Below are 18,709 nucleotides of genomic sequence, written 5' to 3' on the forward strand. Positions count from 1 at the left end.
TGGCATGCAATGTGCTGCACCGCAATAGAGTTCACCGACGCGGGAGCACGACATGAAGTGGATCACGGCCATCATCAAGCCGTTCACGCTGGACGACGTGCGCGAGGCGCTGGCCGAGGCCGGCGTACAGGGGATGACGGTGACCGAAGTGAAGGGCTTTGGTCGCCAGCACGGACACACCGAGCTGTATCGCGGCGCCGAATACGTTGTCGACTTCCTGCCCAAGCTGAAGATCGAGGTGGCGGTGAGCGATGACCGTCTCGACCAAGCGATCGAGGCGATCAGCGCGGCGGCCCGCACCGGCAAGATCGGCGACGGCAAGATTTTTGTCAGCGAACTCGAACAGGTGATTCGTATCCGCACGCAAGAGGTCGATGCCGATGCGCTCTAGACACTTGCTCATCGCCGGCGCCGGGGTGGCCATCCTGCCGTTGTCCGCTGCCGCGCAAACCGCCGCTCCTGCCGTGCTCGACCACGGCGACACTGCCTGGATGATCGTCGCCAGCATGCTGGTGCTGATGATGACGATCCCCGGCGCCGCACTGTTCTACGGCGGCATGGTGCGCGCCAAGAACCTGCTCTCGGTGATGATGCAATGCTTCGCGATCACCGCCCTGGTCACCGTGCTGTGGATGCTCTACGGCTACTCGTTGGCCTTCAGCACCGAGGGCATGCATGCCGGCGTGACAAACTGGCATTCGTTCATCGGTGGCCTGGATCGCGTCATGCTCGCCGGGCTGAAACCCGACACGCTTTACCAGACCGTGCCGGAAAGCGTATTCGTGATGTTCCAGCTGACCTTCGCGATCATCACCCCGGTGCTGATCATCGGCGCTTATGCCGAGCGCATGAAATTCAGCGCGATGCTGTGGTTCAGCGGCTTGTGGCTGACCTTCGTCTACCTGCCTGTGGCGCACATGGTGTGGAGCGGCCCCGGTTCGCTGCTCGGTGATCTCGGCGTACTCGATTTCGCTGGTGGCACCGTGGTGCACATCAATGCCGGCATCGCCGGCCTAGTCGCCTGCCTGGTGATCGGCAAGCGCCGTGGCTGGCCGCAGACGCACATGCCACCGCACAACCTCGGCTACACCGTGATCGGCGCCAGCCTGCTGTGGCTGGGCTGGTTCGGCTTCAACGCCGGCTCGGCGGTCGCGGCGAACGGCAGCGCCGGCATGGCGATGCTGGTGACCCAGATCGCCACCGCCGCAGCCGCGATCGGCTGGGTCGCGGTGGAGTGGGCCATCTATCGGCGCGCCAGCGTGCTCGGCATCGCCTCGGGTGCGGTCGCCGGCCTCGTGGCGATCACTCCGGCCGCGGGAACGGCCGGGCCTGCCGGTGCCCTGCTCATCGGCTTCGTCGCCGGCGCGGTGTGCTTCTTCACCGCCACGCGACTCAAGCACAAGCTGGGCTATGACGACTCGCTGGACGTGTTCGGCGTGCATGCCATCGCCGGCATCATCGGCGCCCTGCTCACCGGCCCGTTCGCCGCGCCGAAGCTGGGCGGCTTCGGCACAGTGACATCGCCATTGCTGCAGCTGTGGATCCAGGCCAAGGGCGTGGGCTTCACCATCGTATGGAGCGCTGTGCTCAGCTGGGGCATCCTGAAACTGCTCGACCGCACCATGGGGCTGCGCGTCGATGCCGAACAGGAACAGATGGGCCTGGACATCGCCGAGCACGAGGAGCGCGCCTACAACCTGACCTGAGCAAGGCAGTCAACGGTGCGTTCGGCGCGTGCAGGCTCTAAGCTGTTCGTGTTTATCCAGCGACTTACTTCATGGACAGCACCCAAGACCGCGCCACCGCCCGCATAGCCTGGACACGTCACACCCTCGGCGATCCGACCCTGACGCTGGCATCCGCTTCGGCCGATGCCAGTTTCCGCAGCTACTGGCGTACACAGCACCAAGGTCAAAGCTGGGTCGTGATGGACTCGCCACCAGCGCAGGAGGATCCGCAGCCGTGGCTGGAAATCGGTGCGCGACTGTCCGCCGCCGGCCTGCATGTGCCAGCGGTGCATGCGAAGGATATTGAGCAGGGTTTCCTATTGATCGAGGATCTCGGTTCGCAGCTGTACCTGTCAGCCTTGAACGACAGTACGGTGGATACGCTGTACGGCGATGCGATGGATGCGCTGCTGCGCATGCAGCGCGACGCGTACGTGGACGGCATGCAGCCATACGACCACGCGTTCCTGCAGCGCGAGCTGGAGATCATGCCGGAGTGGTTCCTTCGCCGACATCTCGACTACACGCCCGAGTGCGAGGAATGGGACGTGCTGGAGTCGGCGTTCACCGTGCTGCTGCACAACGCGCTGGCACAGCCGCGCTGCTTCGTGCACCGCGATTACCACAGCCGCAACCTGCTGATCACGACCAGCAACAATCCCGGGATCATCGACTTCCAGGGCGCGTTGCACGGACCGATCACCTACGACCTCGCCTCGTTGCTGCGCGACTGCTACATCGTGTGGGATCGCGCGCAGGTCGAAGCCTGGGTCGAAAGCTATCGGCGACGCCTGCAAGCTGCAAACCTGATCGCCACGGATGTCGACAGCCAGCACTTCCTGCGCTGGTTCGACCTGATCGGGCTGCAGCGGCATATTAAGGTGCTCGGCATCTTCTGCCGGTTGTGCTATCGCGACGGCAAGCCCGGTTATCTCGACGACTTGCCGCGCGTATACGACTACGTGATCGACGTGGCCGGCCGTTATCCCGAGCTGGCCGAATTCATGGCGCTGCTTCGGCGCTGCGTGGGTGAACGCGATCTGCGCCTGCCGGTGGCTGCATGAGGCACGCGCTGATCTTCGCTGCCGGTCTCGGCGAGCGCATGCGGCCGTTGACCGACCACACGCCCAAACCGCTGCTGCCGGTGGGTGGCAAGCCGTTGATCGTGTGGCATCTGGAAAGACTCGCTGCCGCCGGCGTGCATTACGTGGTGGTCAACACTTCGCATCTGGCCGAACAGTTCCCTCACACACTGGGTGACGGTTCGCGCTGGGGTTTGCGCATCCGTTACGCCTACGAAGGCACGACGCCGCTGGAAACCGGTGGTGGCATGTTGAACGCGCTACCGCTGCTGGGCAGCGCGCCGTTCATCGCGGTCAACGGCGACATCTGGTGCGATGTTGATTTCACCACCCTGCCCGTCGAGCCGACTGGTCTCGCCCACCTGCTGCTGGTCGACAATCCAGCGCAGCATCCGCACGGCGATTTCTCGCTGGATGCGCAGGGCATTGTGCACGATGAAGGCGATGTCAGGCTGACCTTCAGCGGCATCGGCGTATACCGGTATGAGCTGTTGCGTAATTGGCGCGCAGTGATCGGCAATGCAGCCGGCACCGAAGCCCAGCCGCCGCGCTTCCGGCTCGTGCCACTGTTGCGCACGGCGATGGCGAATGGCGCGATCAGTGGCAGCCACCAAGACGGCAAATGGACCGATGTGGGTACACCGCAACGGCTGGCTCAGCTGGAAGCCGAACTGCGCGGGTAATGCGAACGCGCATCCAACAACCATCAAACTTGTGGGAGCGGCTTCAGCCGCGATAGCTCCACAACAGTTTGCCGGCAAAGCATCGCGGCTGAAGCCGCTCCCACAATACATAGTCAACAAAAAACGGCCCGGTACAAACCGGGCCGTTTGCGTTTCGACAGAACCTGTGCGTTTACGGACGCCGCGCCAGCTCCGGGTTTTCCCTGGTGACCGGCATCAGGTCCTTCTTCGACACGCCCAGCCACAGCAGGATCGGGCTGGCGACAAAGATGGAGGACAGCGTGCCGACCACGATGCCGATCAACATGGTGACGGCGAAGCCGTGCACCGCCGTGCCGCCGAAGAAGAACAACGCGCCCATGGTGATCGCGGTGAACAGCGAGGTAATGATGGTTCGCGACAGGGTGTTGTTGATCGAGCGGTTGAGGATCTCTTCCGGCTCCGCCTTGCGCGCGAGCCGGAACAGTTCGCGGATGCGGTCGAACACCACCACCTTGTCGTTGATCGAGTAACCGATCACGGCCAGCACCGAGGCCAGCACGGTCATGTCGAACTCGCGCTGCGCCAATGCCAGGATGCCCAGCGTCACCAGCACGTCGTGGATTTCAGTCGCCACCGCGGCGATCGCGAAACGGCGTTCGAAGCGGATCCACAGATAAGCCATGATCCCGAGGATCACGAACACCGCAGCCACGGTGCCGTCGCTCTTCAGTTCGGCACCCACTTCGGCGGTAACCAGTTCGCGGCTCTTCAGCTTGGCATCGGCACGTGCCACATGCAGCGTCTTGAGCACGTCGGCGGAAATGAGATCGAGGTTGACCTTGCCGTTGGCATCCACCGCTTTCTGGTCTTCCTTCGGCTGCATGCGGATCGCCACCTCGCGGGTGCCGCCAAGGCTCTGCACGATCGCGTGGTCGAAGCCGCCCTTTTCAAGGGTGGCACGCACGTCGGCGATTTCCACCGACTGGTCGTAGTCGATCACCATCGAGACGCCGCCGGTAAAATCCAGCGCGTAATTGAGCCCCTTGGTCGCGATCAGCCCGATCGAGGCAACCATCAGGAACAACGCGATGGCGATGCTGAACTTGCGCATGCCAAGGAACGGAATGTTGCTGTCGTGATTGAAGATTTCCATTGCGATTCCTTAGACCGACAGCGTCTTGAGCTTGCGGTGGCCGTGGATCAGCGCGGTGAACGCATGAGTCAACGTCACCGAGGTGAACAGCGAGGTCAGGATGCCGATCATCAGCGTCACGCCGAAACCCTTGATCGCGCCGGTACCCATCGTGGTCAACGCCAGCGCGGCGATCAGGTGGGTGACGTTGGCGTCCAGAATGGTCGACCATGCCTTCTCGTAACCGGCACGGATCGAGGCATGCGGGGTCGAGCCGTTGCGCAGTTCCTCACGTATGCGTTCGCAGATCAGCACGTTCGCGTCGATCGCCATACCCAGGGTCAGCACGATACCGGCCACACCCGGCATGGTCAGGGTCACGCCGATCAGCGACATCACCGCCACCAGGATCACCAGGTTGAAGAACAGCGCGATATCGGCGACCAGGCCGAACAGCTTGTAGTAGATCGCCGCCGCCAGCAGCACCAGCGCCAGGCCCAGCAGCACCGCATTGAAGCCCTTGTCGATATTGTCCTTGCCGAGGCTGGCACCGATCACGCTCTCTTCGACGATGTCCATCGGGGCGGCCAGTGCGCCGCCCTTGAGCAGCAGGGCGAGGTCGGAAGCCTCCTTCGCGCTGCCCAAACCGGTGGTCTGGAACTGCTTGCTGAAGGGGCTCGCGATCGAGGCGTCGTTGATCACCGTCTCGGTGACCTTCGCAACCCGCACTGGCTTGCCGTCGACGATCTTGGTCTCGTAGACCTGTTCCACATACACCACCGCCATCGGCTTGCCGACGTTGGCATTGGTGAAGTCGCCCATCTTCCTGGCGCCGGCGGCGTTCAGGGTGACGTCCACTTTAGGCGTGCCGCTCTGCTGGTCGATGCCCGACGAGGCGTCCACCAGCTGGTTGCCGGTCACGATGATCTGCTTGCTGACCAGCACCGGCAGGTTGCTGCCGCGCATGCGATAGAGGTTGGCATCCGGCGGAATATTGCCGGTACGCGCAGCCTCCTGAGCCTGGGGATCGCCGGCCTGGCCGATACCCGGACGATATTGCAGCGTGGCCACCGCACCGATCAGTTTCTTGGCCTCGGCCGGGTCCTGTACACCGGCCAATTCGACCACGATGCGGCTTTCGCCCTGCTGCTGGATCAGCGGCTCGGACACACCCAGCGCGTTGATGCGGTTGCGCAGCGTGCCCAGATTCTGGGTGATCGCGCTGCGTGACAGATCCCGCAACTTCTCCGGCTTGATCACGACATTCAGCACGAAGCGATCGCCGGTGTTGGCACCATTGCCCACGTTGAGGTCGGTGTATTCGTTGCCGATCGCGTCGGCGGCCGTGGAGCGATCGGCGGCCGAACGCAGGATTACCGCGATGCCCTGGTCACGCACGGCATTGCGGGTCACCGATTCATAGCGGATGTTCTTCTGCCGCAGCAGGCTGCGGATGTCGTCGGCGTAGCTGTTTTCCTGCTTGTCGATCGCGTCGTTCTGGTCGACCTGCATCAGGAAATGCACGCCGCCCTGCAGATCCAGGCCCAGCGGCATCGAACGTGCACCGATCGCCTGCAGCCAGCCCGGCACATTGGACTGCAGCTTGAACGCCACCGTGTAGCCGTCGCCGAGGGCTGCCTTGATGACGTCGGCGCCACTCTTCTGCACGTCGGAATTGGTGAAGGTGGCCAGCATATGGTCGCCTTCCACCACCACATTACTGACCGCGATCTTCTTGCTGGCCAGCGCGGCCTGCACTTTCTGCTGCAGCGACTGATCAATCGGTGGCGCGTCGCGGTTGGCGGTGACCTGTACCGCGGGCACCGGGACAAATGCATTCGGCAACGCGTAGATGACGCCAAACAGCATCATCAGCGCGACCAGCGCGTACTTCCAGCGGGGAAAATCACTCATGCCATGCACCCATCAAAGCCACGGCGACAGGCCGCGGCGCTAGCAACAATCGAGGAATAATCGCGTCAGGGGCAACCGCCGCAATCGCCGGGAGGTACTCCTGAGCCGTCATCAAACGGACTTCAGCGAACCCTTGGGCAACACCTGCTGGACCGAGCCCTTCTGCACCTTGACCTTCACGTTGGCCGCGATCTCGACCGTGATGAAGGTCTCGCCCACTTCTTCCACGCGCCCGGCGATGCCGCCGTTGGTGACCACTTCGTCGCCCTTGGCCAATCCGGAGATCAGCGCACGATGCTCTTTCTGGCGCTTCATCTGCGGGCGAATCATCATGAAATACATCAGGCCGAACAGCACCACCATCATGATGATCATGGACATGCCACCACCGGCGGGCTGGGCAGCAGCGGCCTGGGCGATCACGGGAGAAGACGGAAAACTCATCGGATTGTCTCGCAAGTTATGGCGCAGCCAGGGATTTCAGCTGAACGCCTGATAAAAGATCGTTGATTATGCCATGCACCCCGGAGCCGTGCACTGCGTGCGGGCTGACAGGGTTATGGCGACGTTCCCGATGTTTGCAAGCGCGGGAGCCGGCGTCTCCTGCACGGCCAGCAGCATCGATCGCCTGCCGGCTCCTAGGCGATCACCGCACCCTGGCGGCGTGCGTAGAACTCAGCGGTAAACGCCGGCAGCGTGTGGCTGCCGATCGCCTCGCGCAGGCCGGCCATCAGCCGCTGGTAATAGCGCAGGTTGTGCATGGTGGCGAGCTGGCTGCCGAGGATCTCGTTGCAGCGGTCTAGATGCCGCAGGTAGGCGCGGCTGAACCCGTTGCTGCAGGCATAACAATCGCAGCCCTCCTCGATCGCCCGCGTGTCGGTGGCGAACTTCGCATTGCGGATGCGCAGCGTGCCCTCGGCGGTGAACAGGAAACCGTTGCGCGCGTTGCGCGTCGGCATCACGCAATCGAACATGTCGATGCCGCGGCGCACCGCCTCGACGATGTCTTCCGGCCGGCCCACGCCCATCAGGTAGCGCGGCTTGTCTGCGGGCAGCAGCGGCACGGTGAAATCCAGCGCGTGGTTGCGTTCGGCCTCCGGCTCGCCGACCGCAAGGCCACCAACCGCATAGCCGCTGAAACCGATATTCACCAACCCTGCCGCCGAACGCTGGCGCAGGTTTTCGTACATGCTGCCTTGCACGATGCCGAACAGCGCGTTCGGCGGCTTTGAATCGACACGTTGCAGGTCGTCAAACGCCCGGCGCGAACGCTCGGCCCAGCGCAGCGACAGCTCCATCGAATCACCGGCGACCTTCTCGGTCGCCGGGTACGGCGTGCACTCGTCGAAGATCATCGCGATGTCCGAATCCAGCGTCTTCTGGATCTGCATCGACACTTCCGGCGACAGGAACACTTTCGAGCCATCGACCGGCGAGGCAAACGTCACCCCCTCCTCGGTGATCTTGCGCTTGTGCGCCAGCGAGAACACCTGGAACCCGCCGGAATCGGTGAGGATCGGCTTGTCCCATCCGATGAACTTGTGCAGCCCGCCGAACTTCTCGACGATCTCCAGTCCCGGCCGCAGGAACAGGTGAAACGTATTGCCCAGGATGATCTCGGCGCCGGTTTCGGTGACGTCGCGCGGGGTCATCGCCTTGACCGAACCATACGTGCCTACCGGCATGAACGCGGGCGTCTCCACCGTGCCGCGGGCAAACGTGAGGCGGCCGCGGCGCGCGGCGCCATCGGTGGCATGCAGATCGAAAGTCATGACGGTCATCTGGCAAAGTTTAACCGCTACCGCCGCTCAGCCGCCCTGCGGCAAGATCAGCATGGCGTCGCCGTAGGAAAAGAACCGGTAACCCTGCGTCACCGCATGGCGATAGGAGTCGAGCATGAACTCACGGCCGGCCAGCGCCGACACCAGCATCAGCAGGGTCGACTGCGGCAAGTGGAAATTGGTGAGCAGGCCGTCGATGCTGCTGAAGTGATAGCCGGGGAAGATGAAGATCTGCGTCTCCCCCGCGAACGGATGCAGCTCGCCATCCTTGCTGGCGCTTTCCAGCGCGCGCACCACGGTGGTGCCCACGGCAATCACCCGGCCGCCGTTGGCGCGGGCACGGCGGATCTGCCCGACCAGATGCGCTCCGACATTGAGCCACTCGCGGTGCATGTGGTGATCCTTCAGATCGTCCGCGCGCACCGGCTGGAACGTCCCGGCGCCCACATGCAGCGTGATGTAACCGAACTCGACGCCGCGTTCGCGCAACGTCGCCAACATCGCCTCGTCGAAGTGCAACCCCGCGGTGGGCGCGGCGACCGCGCCGGGCTCGCGCGCGAACACGGTCTGGTAGCGCTCCATGTCGCTGGCGTCGGCATGCCGCTCGATGTACGGCGGCAACGGCATCTCGCCGAGCTTGAGCAGCAGCTTTTCCAGCGGCTCCGGCGCCTCGAAATGCAGCCGGAAAAACCCATCGTCCCGCCCCAGCACCACGGCATGGCTGCCATCGGCCAGCTCGATCCGGCCGCCCTCCTTCGGCTTCTTGCTGACACCAAGCTGCACGATGGCCTCGTGCGCGCCGGTGACCCGCTCGATCAGGATCTCCACCGCGCCGCCGGTGCTCTTGCGCCCGTACAACCGCGCCGGCAGCACGCGGGTGTCGTTGAACACCAGCAGATCGCCGGGCCGCAGGTAGTCGGGCAGCTCACGGAACATGCGGTCCTGCCGCCATTGCGCCGGCACATCAAGCACCAGCATGCGACTGGCCGAGCGCTCGGGCAGCGGTGCCTGCGCGATCAGCTCGGGCGGCAGTTCAAAATCGAAATCGGATTTCTTCAAGGGAGACTCGGCCGGCATGCGGAAAACGCGACATTATCCCGCAGCGCGCCGAACCTGGTGCGAAGAGTTACAGCCAGCCCTTCTGCCGCGCCAGCCGATAAGCCTCGATGCGATTGGCGACGCCGAGTTTGCCGATAGCTTCGGAAAGATAATTGCGCACGGTGCCATGCGACAGATTCAATTGCGTGGCAATGTCACCGGCGGACTGACCTTCGCCAGCCAGCCGCAATACCTGGCGCTCGCGATCATTCAATGGGTCGGCTTCGGACCACGCCTCCAGCGCCAGCTGCGGATCGATCGCGCGGCCGCCGCGATGCACGGTGCGCAATGCCTCGGCCAGGTTCTCGGCCGGAGCATCCTTCAACAGATAGCCGGACACGCCGGCATCCAGCGCACGACGCAGGAAGCCGGGCCGCGCGAAGGTAGTGACGATGACCACCTTCATCGGCAGCTCCTGGCGCTGGATGCGCTGCGCCAGTTCCAGCCCGGTCAGTCCCGGCATCTCGATGTCGGTGACCAGCACGTCGGGCTTCAGGCGCTGCAGTTCGCGCCACGCGGCCTCGCCATCGGCGGCCGAGCCGAGTACCTCGATGTCGGATTCCAGATTCAGCAGTGCCGACAGTGCGCCGCGCACCATCGCCTGATCTTCGGCCAAAAGAACACGGATCATGCGATGGTTTCCTGGTATCCACAGCGGCGAAGGGATGGTGCAAACGGCTGGTGCGGACGACATGGAGACATGGGTGGGCTCACGCGACGGGTTGACCCGGAATCCTGTGCGTCAACGGATCGACTGTCGTCGTATCCAGCGATGATCGGGATGTTTCAACCAGACGCATGATCGGCAGCGGAACCACCACCCGCAGACGCGATCCCTGACCACGCGGCGACTCGAAGGTCAGCGTACCGCCGAGTGCACGCACCCGCTCGCGCATGCCGCACAAGCCATTGCCGTCGACCTCGATGCCGCCGCGACCATTGTCGCTGATCTGCATGCAGACGCTGGCCCGCTCATGCATAATCTCGATTCGGGCCTGGCTGGCATCGGCATGGCGCGCAATATTGGTCACCGCCTCGCGCAATATCAGCGACAGGCCACGCTCGACATCGCCCGGCAGATCGGTGGGCAGATCGCCGTAATCCAGATGCACCCGCGAGGATTCCAGCAACAGTCGCGCCGAAGCCAGCTCGGCGGCGAGGTCGGTAGCGCGAATGCCGGTGACCGCGCTGCGCACCTCAGCCAACGCATGGCGGGCGACTTTCTCGGCCTCCTCCACTTCGCGTCTGGCTGCGTCGACGTCGCGGTCGAACAGCTTGCGCGACAGTTCCAGCTTCAGCGTGATCAGCGACAGCGTATGTCCCAGCAAGTCATGCAGGTCGCGCCCGATCCGCTCGCGCTCCGCGGTAGCGGCAAGCCGGCGCACCTCGTCGTGCGAAAGACTGAGGGCGGCATCCTTTTCCTTGTGGATCTGCTCAACCGTGACAATAGTGCAGATGACGAACACCGTGACCGGCATGATCACGAGCAGCGACGCCGGAAAGCCAATCCACCAGGCCAGTGCCACGTAGATGGCGTTGAGTACCAATATCTGGACCACATAGTTGCGAAAGCTTCGCATGTCGCAATGGCTCAGCATCACGCAGGCGTACACGAAATAGCTGAGGCCACTGGGATACCAGCGCAGCAGGCCGAAACACAGCGCCGCCATGCCCCACGCATAGAAACGCGCCGTTCGCCGCGGAGCCAGCTGCATCCTGGCGAACAGCAGCAGGAACAACGGGTACGAGCCCAACGTGCACAGCAGCCACGTCAAGGTATAGCCGCGCAGGCCATGGTCAAACATCGGAGTGATGAAGATCCACAACGACCACAGCAAGTGCACGCTGTCAGCCCATGGCGACTTGCCGCGGCGAAGGTCGTCGGCCGCTGCGGAATCCGGCGCCGGCACGAACCATCGGGCAATGAAGGCTGGAATCATGATGGGCGCTTTCCGTGGGCGGCTCGGACTGGACGACATGCTACTTCAACCGTTCCGACGCAGGCGTCGTGCCGCCAGCAACAGAAAGCCGACAGCAAAACCGACCAGTACCAGTACATGCGGCAGCAGCGCTTCCTTGTTGAGGCCGACGGCGGCCATCGCCAGCATGTCGAGGTGATAGCTCGGCCAGATGGGTGCGATCTGCTGCAGAAACTTGGGCAGCATCGGCAACGGCATCCACAGGCCCGACATGAACGACATCGGCAGATAGATCAGCTGTAGCATGCCGGGCGCACCCTGCCCCTTGATCAAGGTGCCGACGAACATGCCCAGCGCGCAGAACGGCAGCACGCCAAGCATGCCGGTAAGCAGCAACGCGCCGGCCTGCAGCGGACCCAGCGTCACGTGCCCCAGCGACACCGCCATGGTCAGCAGCAACAGAATGACCCCCCCGGCTGCCGCCATTGCCATCAGCATCTTGCCCAGCAGATAGGCGCCGGGCGGCATCGGCAGCGCGCGTTTGAACGTCAGCAGGCCGCCGTCGCGCTCCAGCGCCAGCGACACGCCGAAGCCGAACAGGCCCGGACTCATCACGCCGAACACGCCGTAGCTGGCCAGCAGGTAGCGCGCCGCGTCGGCGCCGTTGGACTTCGCCATCAGCACGCCGAACAGCAGGTAGAACATCGCCGGAAACAACATGATCGGCAGCATGAAGCCCGGTGCCCGCATGTAGCGCAGGCATTCGCTACGTGCTTCTTCCAGATAGGCGCCGATGACGCGGCTGCGAGGCATGGCGAGCGAGGTCGGTTCGTTGACAGACATGACGGTTTCCATCTCAGGCAGCCTCGCGCTGGTTGGTGTCCGATGCCTCGTCGGCATCGCGGGTGAGTTCGGTGAATGCCTCGGCCAGGCCGGCGCGCTGCACTTCCAGCTCGCGCAGTTGCAAGTCAGCGCCGAGCAGGCGGCGCACTACGACTTCGGCTTCGGCCGCGGTGATGTGCAGGCGTTCGTTTTCCCGACGCACCTCGTTGACCTCGGGCCAGCCGCGCACCGTATCGATCGACATTGTGCTCAGGCAGCGGATGCGCTTGAGCGCCACTCGCGCCCGCAGCTCTTCGACCGTACCTTCGTGAATCATGCGGCCGTGCGTCATCACGCAGACGCGGTCGGCCAGTGCCTCGGCCTCCTCCAGATAATGCGTGGTCAACAGCACCGAGCAGCCTTCGGCGAGCAACTGGCGAATCGCCGTCCACAATTTCTGCCGCGCCTCGATGTCCATGCCTACGGTGGGTTCGTCGAGGAAGAGCAGTTCGGGCCGGCCACACAGTGCCAGTGCAAACTGCACACGCCGCTGCTGTCCACCAGAGAGCTTCGCGTAAGAGCGCTTGAGCAGGTCGCTGACACCAGCCAGCTCGGCAGTTTCTGCCAGAGTGCGCGGCGCCGGGTAATAGCTGGCGGTCAGCCGCAGCAGCTCGCCCACCCGCAGCGTCGGCGGCAGCTCGGCGTTCTGCAGCATCACACCGATGCGCCGGCGCGCCTCGATCCGCTGCGGATCCTGTCCGAACAGTTCGACTGTACCGGCATCGGCCCGGATCAGCCCCAGCAACAGGCCAATCGCGGTGGTCTTGCCGGCACCGTTGGGGCCAAGCAGGGCCAGCAGTTCGCCGCGCTGTAATTGCAGGTCGGCACCATCCAGCGCGGTGAGCTGGCCGTAACGTTTGACGGCACCGCCAAGGCGGGCAATCGGTTCATGGTTGTGCGGCATGGGTAGTCCTCCAGTGCCGTTCATCCTGCGCGAAAGGGGGTCTCGCAGGCAGTCGCTGGCGTCAGTCATCGTGGGTGACAGCCGTCACCCGGAGCGCTGCCACGGGGTTACGGCCGCCGCCGCCGCAAGGTATCCTGTGAGAAATAAAGACGCCGGGCCGGCTCTGACTTGGCGGCGTGAAACGTCTGAAAACATTGAGGAAGCGCTTGATCGCCTGCGCCTCCCGCCACGCATTCACTAATGTCCGCCTCCGGCATGGCAACCGATCGGCGGAGCTACGGAGGATTCATCATGGGTGTGATCAACCAGCTGCGCGAACTGCGCGAATTCGGCGGCACGCCGCGGACCACCGGTCTGGACGACGTCACGATCGAGCGCATGGCGGCGAACGACCCCATGCTGGGCCAGGCGATTGCCGAGGCGGTAACGCGCCATCGCGAGTTGCGCGCTGAGATGGGTGATTTCCTGAAACTGGATGAAGCCGAGCAGCTCGCCCAGGTGCAGGTCGGTTTCGTCAATTTCTACCCGGACGACGCGATCAGTCCGTACCTGCCGGCCACCGCACGTGGCCCGTGGATCATTACGCTGAAGGGCGCCGTGGTGCATGACAACGGCGGCTACGGCATGCTCGGCTTCGGCCACAACGACCCGGCGATCCTAGAAGCGCTGAGCCGCCCGCAAGTGATGGCCAACGTGATGGCGCCCAGCGTGGCGCAGCTGCGCTTCACTGCGGCGCTCAACAAGGAGCTCGGTCGCAATCGCGACAGCAATCCGTATGCGCGTTACATGTGCCTTAACTCCGGCTCCGAGTCGGTCTCGCTGGCCTGCCGAATCGCCGACGTCAATGCCAAGCTGATGACCGATGCCGGTGGTCGCTATGCCGGCCGCACGATCAAGCGGCTCGCGGTGAAGGGCGCGTTCCACGGCCGCACCGACAAACCGGCGCTGTATTCCGATTCCAGCCGCAAGACCTACCAGCAGCACCTGGCCAGCTACCGCCACGAAGACAGCGTGCTCACCATCGCCCCGTATGACGTGGCGCAGCTGGAGGCGGCGTTCGCCGATGCCGACAGGCACGGCTGGTTCATCGAAGCGATGTTTCTGGAACCCGTGATGGGCGAAGGCGACCCCGGCCGTGCGGTGACGCCGGAGTTCTACAAGGCGGCGCGCGCGCTGACCGAAGCCCACGGCACCCTGCTGCTGATCGACTCGATCCAGGCCGGCCTGCGCGCGCACGGCGTGTTGTCGTTCGTCGACTACCCAGGCTTCGAAAAATTGCCGGCACCGGACATGGAAACCTTCTCCAAGGCACTCAACGCCGGCCAGTACCCGTTGTCGGTGCTGGCGGTGAGCGAGCGTACTGCAGGGCTGTATCGCAAGGGAATCTACGGCAACACCATGACCGCCAACCCGCGCGCGCTGGACGTGGCGCTGGCCACGCTGCGCGAGCTGACCGACGACGTGCGCGCAAACATCCGCGAGCGCGGCAAGGAATTCGTCGACAAGCTCAGCGCGCTGAAGAACGAGCTGGGTGGTCTGATCACCAAGGTGCAGGGCACCGGCCTGCTGTTCTCCTGCGAGCTGGCGCCGGAGTACAAATGCTACGGCGCCGATTCGACCGAGGAATACATGCGCGAGCGTGGCGTCGGCGTGATCCATGGCGGCACCAACTCGCTGCGTTTCACCCCGCATTTCAAGGTCACCAGCGCCGAAGTGGATCTGATCGTGGCGCACGTGCGCAAGGCGCTGCTGGAAGGCCCGCGCAAGGCCAAGGCCGAGGCGGCCTGAGCCGCCATCTGGACCAATCGGCCGCAGCGACGCTCGCCCTGTCGCTGCAGCTGAATACTTCGTACATGTCAGGTTTTGCCCACTCCCGCGGCGGTTGTCGATCGGCATAGACTGGCGCGGCCGGCAGCTGCCGGTTACCCAGGGAGGACTTCACGATGTCGATGTCACTACGTCTGCTTGCCGTCAGCGCCGCCTTCGCCTTTGCCGGTGCCACCTTCGCGGCAACGCCACCGGCGGCCGCCACCGCGCCGACCAAGCCCCACACCGCGCAGCAACAACGCATGGTCGACTGCAACAAGCAGGCGACCGGCAAGAAAGGCGCCGAACGCAAGACCTTCATGAGCACCTGCCTGAAAGCTGGAAGCACGACAGCGGCCGCCACGCCAGCCGCCGCCGCCGCACCGTCGGCCAAACAGGCCCAGCAGGACAAGATGAAAACCTGCAATGCCACCGCCAAAACCAAGGCACTCAAGGGTGCCGAGCGCAAGAGCTTCATGAGCACCTGCCTGAAGGGCGACACCGCCGCGCCCGCCGCACACTGAGCAACACCGACACGGCGCACGCATGCCATGCGTGCGTGCGCCGTGTCGCTTCGCTAAGCTCACTGACTGTCGCGCCGCGCGCCGCCATCGAAGTCAGCAGCCATGAAGATCGTCGAAGTCAGCCACCCGTTGATCCAGCACAAGCTGGGGCTGATGCGTCGCGCCGGCATCAGTACCAAGGAGTTCCGCGAACTGGCCTCCGAGGTCGCAGCGTTGCTCACCTACGAAGCCACCAAGGATCTGGAAACGGTCGAGGAACGGATTCACGGCTGGGCCGGCCCGCTGAACGTGCACCGGATCAAGGGCAAGAAGATCACCATCGTGCCGATCCTGCGCGCAGGCCTGGGCATGCTGCCCGGCGTGCTCGACATGATTCCGTCGGCCAAGGTCAGCGTGGTCGGCGTGCAGCGTGATGAAAAGACCCTGCAACCGATTGCCTATTACGAAAAGCTCAGCGGCCGCATGGACGAGCGCATCGCCCTGATCGTCGACCCGATGCTGGCCACCGCCGGCACCCTGATCGCGGCCGTAGACATGCTGAAGGCTGCTGGCTGCAAACGCATCAAGGGACTGTTCCTGGTTGCCGCGCCGGAGGGCTTGGCGCGCATCGAGGCTGCCCATCCCGACATCGAGATCTACACCGCCTCAGTGGATGAACGCCTGAACGAGCATGGCTACATCCTGCCCGGCCTCGGTGACGCCGGCGACAAGATCTTCGGTACCAAGCAGCTGCCTGCTACCCACTGAACTCAGCTCGCCCGGCCGACGAACAGGGGTTTCAGCGGCCGAAGCGGTCGGTGGCCTGCAGAAGCTCATGCATGATGCCCGGCTCGAACGCCGAATGGCCTGCGTCCTGAACGATGTGCAGGTCGGCCTCGGGCCATGCACGGTGCAGGTCCCACGCGCTGCGCAACGGGCACACCACGTCGTAGCGACCTTGCACGATCGCCGTGGGAATGTTGCGAATGCGATCGACATTGCGCAGCAACTGGTCGTCGTGTTCGAAGAAACCACCGTTGACGAAGTAGTGGCATTCGATGCGTGCAAACGCGAGTGCAAATTCGTCCTCGGCGCTGGATGCCATATGCGAGGGATCCTGCCACAGAAAGCTGGTGGCGCCTTCCCACACCGACCAAGCGCGTGCGGCGGCGGTGCGCGTTTTCACGTCGGGACTGGTCAGGCGTCGGTGATAGGCACTCATTAAGTCGCCGCGCTCGACCTCGGGAATCGCGCTGAGATAGGTTTCCCATGCGTCGGGGTACAGCGCGTCGCAGCCCTTCTGGTAGAACCACTCCAGCTCCCAACGACGCAGCATGAAGATGCCGCGCAACACCAACTCGGTAACTTTGTCCGGATGCGTTTGCGCATACGCCAACGCCAGCGTGGAGCCCCACGAACCACCGAACACCTGCCAGCGATCGATCGCCAGATGCTCGCGCAGGCGCTCGATATCGGCGACCAGATCCCAGGTGGTGTTGTCAGTCAGCTCCGCGTGTGGGGTCGACTTGCCGCAGCCGCGCTGGTCGAACAACATGATGCGATAGACCGCCGGATCAAAGAAGCGTCGGCACTTCCCATTGGTGCCGCCGCCCGGACCACCATGCAGGAACACCACCGGCTTGCCGTCAGGGTTGCCGCTCTGCTCGTAGTACAGCGTGTGCAGCGCGGATACCTTCAGAAACCCGCTGTCGAATGGCTCGATCTCGGGATACAACGAACGCAGTGACGACGACGGCATGACGGTTCCTCAGAAGCAACGCACAAGCCGATAAGGCTAGCACGAGCGCGGATTGCCAACTCTTTCAGCCAGTTGCAAACAACTTGCCTGGGTTGAGAATGCCGTTCGGGTCGAACACCTTGCGCACGCCCTGCATCAACGCGATCTCGGCCACGCTGCGCGTGCTTTCCAGGTAGGCCCGTTTGACCAGGCCGATGCCATGCTCGGCCGAGATGCTGCCGCCATGGCGTTGCAAGGTAGCCGCCAGCAACCGGGTGACGTGCTCACACTGCGCGATGAACGCCTCCTCGACCAGATCCTCCGGACGCAGCACGTTGATGTGCAGGTTGCCATCGCCGATATGGCCGAACCAGACCACCTCGATTTGCGGGTACTCACGCGCCAGCAGAGCCTGCATCTCGTGCAGGAACGCCGGCACTGCACTGATCCGCACCGACACGTCGTTCTTGTACGGCCGCCGCGGGGCCAGGCTCTCGGTGATGCCTTCGCGCAGCCGCCACAGCGTGGCAGCCTGCGCCTCGCTTTGCGCGATCACGCCGTCGCTGACCCAGCCCTGCTCCAGCGCATGCTCGAACGCAGCCAGGGCCATCTGCTGTTGCCGCTCGTCAACCGCGTCGAACTCGGTCACCACGTAATACGGATGATCGCCGTCGATGGCACGTTGTGCACCATGCGCCAGCACATGCTGCAGCGCCTGGTCGGTGAAGAACTCGAACGCCTGCAGCGCCAGCCGCGTGCGAAACAGCGCAAATACCTGCATCAGCGCATCCATATTCGGCAACGCCAGCAGCATGACTTGCGAGATGGGCGGCGGATCGGTGAGCTTCAGGGTCGCCTCCACCACGATACCCAATGTGCCTTCCGAACCAATCAGCAGCTGACGGAAATCGTAGCCGCTGGAATTCTTGATCAGGCCTCGGTTGAGTTCGATCAGTTCGCCATTGCCGGCGATCACTTTCATCCCGGCAATCCATTCGCGCGTGTTGCCGTAACGGATCACCCGGATGCCACCGGCATTGGTGGCGATATTTCCGCCGATCGAGCACGAACCACGAGCAGCGAAATCGACCGGATAGATCAGGCCATGACAATGAGCCGCTTCGTGCACGGTCTGCAGCGCGATGCCCGCCTGCACGGTGAGCGTGCGATCGACTGCGTCGAAATCCAGCACGCGGCTCATCCGCTCCAGGCTAAGTACCAGCTCGCCATGGGCCGCCACCGCGCCGCCGGACAGGCCAGTGCGGCCACCGGATGGCACGATGGCTACCTGTCGTTCGTTCGCCCAACGCACGATCGTCTGCACTTCGTCCACGTTGGCCGGCAGCGCAATGGCCAGCGGTGCCGGTGTCCAGCGGCGGGTCCAGTCGCGACCGTAATGTTCCAGATCACCAGGCGCAGTAAGCAGCCGGAGATCGGGCAACCATCGGGACAATTCGGCAAGACGTGGGTCGGGCATGCTTTGCTCCAGGATATTGCGGCAGCCTGCCAGTCGCGCCGCATCACGTCCAGTGCTGCAGTGCCGCAAATTGTTCCCGGC

18 protein-coding genes are annotated in these 18,709 nt (G+C 63.9%); 7 read left to right on the forward strand and 11 right to left on the reverse strand.

Annotation, left to right across the window (positions count from 1 at the left end):
• Positions 1-52: 52 nt before the first annotated feature.
• The 4 genes from EAH75_RS07675 to murU all read left to right on the forward strand — a co-directional run bounded on the left by EAH75_RS07675 (position 53) and on the right by murU (position 3,492).
• On the forward strand, positions 53-391 hold the full coding sequence (locus tag EAH75_RS07675) for a P-II family nitrogen regulator (protein WP_140649855.1): 339 nt from the start codon (positions 53-55) through the stop codon (positions 389-391).
• Complete coding sequence (locus tag EAH75_RS07680) at positions 381-1,706, forward strand: ammonium transporter (protein WP_140804928.1); 1,326 nt, start codon at positions 381-383, stop codon at positions 1,704-1,706. Before EAH75_RS07675 ends, EAH75_RS07680 begins: the two co-directional genes overlap by 11 nt.
• A 71-nt stretch (positions 1,707-1,777) precedes the next feature.
• Positions 1,778-2,791 (forward strand): aminoglycoside phosphotransferase family protein, encoded by a 1,014-nt coding sequence (locus EAH75_RS07685; RefSeq protein WP_140649850.1) that lies wholly within the window; start codon positions 1,778-1,780, stop codon positions 2,789-2,791.
• Positions 2,788-3,492 carry an N-acetylmuramate alpha-1-phosphate uridylyltransferase MurU gene (gene murU / locus EAH75_RS07690; protein ID WP_140649847.1) on the forward strand — a complete coding sequence of 235 codons (705 nt, stop codon included), beginning with the start codon at positions 2,788-2,790 and terminating at the stop codon, positions 3,490-3,492. Before EAH75_RS07685 ends, murU begins: the two co-directional genes overlap by 4 nt.
• Positions 3,493-3,664: 172 nt before the next feature.
• On the opposite strand, the gene secF is transcribed toward murU, so the two are convergent.
• The 9 genes from secF to EAH75_RS07735 all read right to left on the reverse strand — a co-directional run bounded on the left by secF (position 3,665) and on the right by EAH75_RS07735 (position 13,104).
• Complete coding sequence (secF, locus tag EAH75_RS07695) at positions 3,665-4,627, reverse strand: protein translocase subunit SecF (RefSeq protein WP_140649845.1); 963 nt, start codon at positions 4,625-4,627, stop codon at positions 3,665-3,667.
• A 9-nt stretch (positions 4,628-4,636) separates the two neighbouring features.
• The gene (gene secD / locus EAH75_RS07700) at positions 4,637-6,520 is read right to left on the reverse strand and encodes a protein translocase subunit SecD (RefSeq protein WP_140649843.1); all 1,884 of its coding nucleotides are present in this window, start codon (positions 6,518-6,520) and stop codon (positions 4,637-4,639) included.
• A gap of 111 nt (positions 6,521-6,631) precedes the next feature.
• Positions 6,632-6,964 (reverse strand): preprotein translocase subunit YajC, encoded by a 333-nt coding sequence (yajC, locus tag EAH75_RS07705; RefSeq protein WP_140649841.1) that lies wholly within the window; start codon positions 6,962-6,964, stop codon positions 6,632-6,634.
• A gap of 194 nt (positions 6,965-7,158) precedes the next feature.
• Complete coding sequence (gene tgt, locus EAH75_RS07710; protein WP_205043171.1) at positions 7,159-8,301, reverse strand: tRNA guanosine(34) transglycosylase Tgt; 1,143 nt, start codon at positions 8,299-8,301, stop codon at positions 7,159-7,161.
• Positions 8,302-8,328: 27 nt separating this feature from the next.
• The gene (gene queA / locus EAH75_RS07715; protein ID WP_194150614.1) at positions 8,329-9,378 is read right to left on the reverse strand and encodes a tRNA preQ1(34) S-adenosylmethionine ribosyltransferase-isomerase QueA; all 1,050 of its coding nucleotides are present in this window, start codon (positions 9,376-9,378) and stop codon (positions 8,329-8,331) included.
• A 49-nt stretch (positions 9,379-9,427) separates the two neighbouring features.
• Positions 9,428-10,030 (reverse strand): response regulator transcription factor, encoded by a 603-nt coding sequence (locus EAH75_RS07720; RefSeq protein WP_077442406.1) that lies wholly within the window; start codon positions 10,028-10,030, stop codon positions 9,428-9,430.
• A gap of 79 nt (positions 10,031-10,109) precedes the next feature.
• Complete coding sequence (locus EAH75_RS07725; RefSeq protein WP_140649835.1) at positions 10,110-11,339, reverse strand: sensor histidine kinase; 1,230 nt, start codon at positions 11,337-11,339, stop codon at positions 10,110-10,112.
• A gap of 45 nt (positions 11,340-11,384) precedes the next feature.
• The gene (locus EAH75_RS07730) at positions 11,385-12,161 is read right to left on the reverse strand and encodes an ABC transporter permease (protein ID WP_428993494.1); all 777 of its coding nucleotides are present in this window, start codon (positions 12,159-12,161) and stop codon (positions 11,385-11,387) included.
• 13 nt (positions 12,162-12,174) lie between these two features.
• Complete coding sequence (locus EAH75_RS07735; protein WP_140804932.1) at positions 12,175-13,104, reverse strand: ABC transporter ATP-binding protein; 930 nt, start codon at positions 13,102-13,104, stop codon at positions 12,175-12,177.
• Between the two features lie 291 nt (positions 13,105-13,395).
• Between EAH75_RS07735 and EAH75_RS07740 the strand changes: the two genes are divergently transcribed.
• The 3 genes from EAH75_RS07740 to upp all read left to right on the forward strand — a co-directional run bounded on the left by EAH75_RS07740 (position 13,396) and on the right by upp (position 16,181).
• Positions 13,396-14,892: an aminotransferase class III-fold pyridoxal phosphate-dependent enzyme gene (locus tag EAH75_RS07740; RefSeq protein ID WP_140649829.1), complete on the forward strand. Its 1,497-nt coding sequence runs from the start codon at positions 13,396-13,398 to the stop codon at positions 14,890-14,892.
• Positions 14,893-15,047: 155 nt separating this feature from the next.
• Positions 15,048-15,434, forward strand: a complete 387-nt coding sequence (locus EAH75_RS07745; RefSeq protein ID WP_140649827.1) for a PsiF family protein — start codon at positions 15,048-15,050, stop codon at positions 15,432-15,434.
• Positions 15,435-15,536: 102 nt separating this feature from the next.
• Entirely contained in the window at positions 15,537-16,181 is a 645-nt protein-coding gene (upp, locus tag EAH75_RS07750; RefSeq protein WP_140649825.1) for a uracil phosphoribosyltransferase, read from the forward strand.
• Between the two features lie 31 nt (positions 16,182-16,212).
• Here upp and pip read toward each other — a convergent pair whose 3' ends face one another.
• Positions 16,213-17,172, reverse strand: a complete 960-nt coding sequence (gene pip / locus EAH75_RS07755) for a prolyl aminopeptidase (protein ID WP_140649823.1) — start codon at positions 17,170-17,172, stop codon at positions 16,213-16,215.
• A gap of 64 nt (positions 17,173-17,236) precedes the next feature.
• The gene (locus EAH75_RS07760; protein WP_140649821.1) at positions 17,237-18,628 is read right to left on the reverse strand and encodes an FAD-binding oxidoreductase; all 1,392 of its coding nucleotides are present in this window, start codon (positions 18,626-18,628) and stop codon (positions 17,237-17,239) included.
• Positions 18,629-18,709: the final 81 nt, after the last annotated feature.

Origin of the sequence: Rhodanobacter glycinis (genome assembly GCF_006438785.1) — a bacterium.
In the GTDB taxonomy this organism is placed as follows: Bacteria; Pseudomonadota; Gammaproteobacteria; order Xanthomonadales; family Rhodanobacteraceae; genus Rhodanobacter; species Rhodanobacter glycinis_A.

What these genes read in the sequence shown, in the direction of transcription:
- EAH75_RS07760 (WP_140649821.1), bottom strand. Translation starts at nt 18,628, where the DNA reads ATGCCCGACCCACGTCTTGCCGAATTGTCCCGATGGTTGCCCGATCTC.
- pip (WP_140649823.1), bottom strand. Translation starts at nt 17,172, where the DNA reads ATGCCGTCGTCGTCACTGCGTTCGTTGTATCCCGAGATCGAGCCATTC.
- murU (WP_140649847.1), top strand. Translation starts at nt 2,788, where the DNA reads ATGAGGCACGCGCTGATCTTCGCTGCCGGTCTCGGCGAGCGCATGCGG.
- yajC (WP_140649841.1), bottom strand. Translation starts at nt 6,964, where the DNA reads ATGAGTTTTCCGTCTTCTCCCGTGATCGCCCAGGCCGCTGCTGCCCAG.
- EAH75_RS07730 (WP_428993494.1), bottom strand. Translation starts at nt 12,161, where the DNA reads ATGTCTGTCAACGAACCGACCTCGCTCGCCATGCCTCGCAGCCGCGTC.
- EAH75_RS07735 (WP_140804932.1), bottom strand. Translation starts at nt 13,104, where the DNA reads ATGCCGCACAACCATGAACCGATTGCCCGCCTTGGCGGTGCCGTCAAA.
- EAH75_RS07675 (WP_140649855.1), top strand. Translation starts at nt 53, where the DNA reads ATGAAGTGGATCACGGCCATCATCAAGCCGTTCACGCTGGACGACGTG.
- secF (WP_140649845.1), bottom strand. Translation starts at nt 4,627, where the DNA reads ATGGAAATCTTCAATCACGACAGCAACATTCCGTTCCTTGGCATGCGC.
- EAH75_RS07720 (WP_077442406.1), bottom strand. Translation starts at nt 10,030, where the DNA reads ATGATCCGTGTTCTTTTGGCCGAAGATCAGGCGATGGTGCGCGGCGCA.
- EAH75_RS07725 (WP_140649835.1), bottom strand. Translation starts at nt 11,339, where the DNA reads ATGATTCCAGCCTTCATTGCCCGATGGTTCGTGCCGGCGCCGGATTCC.
- EAH75_RS07685 (WP_140649850.1), top strand. Translation starts at nt 1,778, where the DNA reads ATGGACAGCACCCAAGACCGCGCCACCGCCCGCATAGCCTGGACACGT.
- secD (WP_140649843.1), bottom strand. Translation starts at nt 6,520, where the DNA reads ATGAGTGATTTTCCCCGCTGGAAGTACGCGCTGGTCGCGCTGATGATG.
- EAH75_RS07745 (WP_140649827.1), top strand. Translation starts at nt 15,048, where the DNA reads ATGTCGATGTCACTACGTCTGCTTGCCGTCAGCGCCGCCTTCGCCTTT.
- upp (WP_140649825.1), top strand. Translation starts at nt 15,537, where the DNA reads ATGAAGATCGTCGAAGTCAGCCACCCGTTGATCCAGCACAAGCTGGGG.
- tgt (WP_205043171.1), bottom strand. Translation starts at nt 8,301, where the DNA reads ATGACCGTCATGACTTTCGATCTGCATGCCACCGATGGCGCCGCGCGC.
- EAH75_RS07680 (WP_140804928.1), top strand. Translation starts at nt 381, where the DNA reads ATGCGCTCTAGACACTTGCTCATCGCCGGCGCCGGGGTGGCCATCCTG.
- queA (WP_194150614.1), bottom strand. Translation starts at nt 9,378, where the DNA reads ATGCCGGCCGAGTCTCCCTTGAAGAAATCCGATTTCGATTTTGAACTG.
- EAH75_RS07740 (WP_140649829.1), top strand. Translation starts at nt 13,396, where the DNA reads ATGGGTGTGATCAACCAGCTGCGCGAACTGCGCGAATTCGGCGGCACG.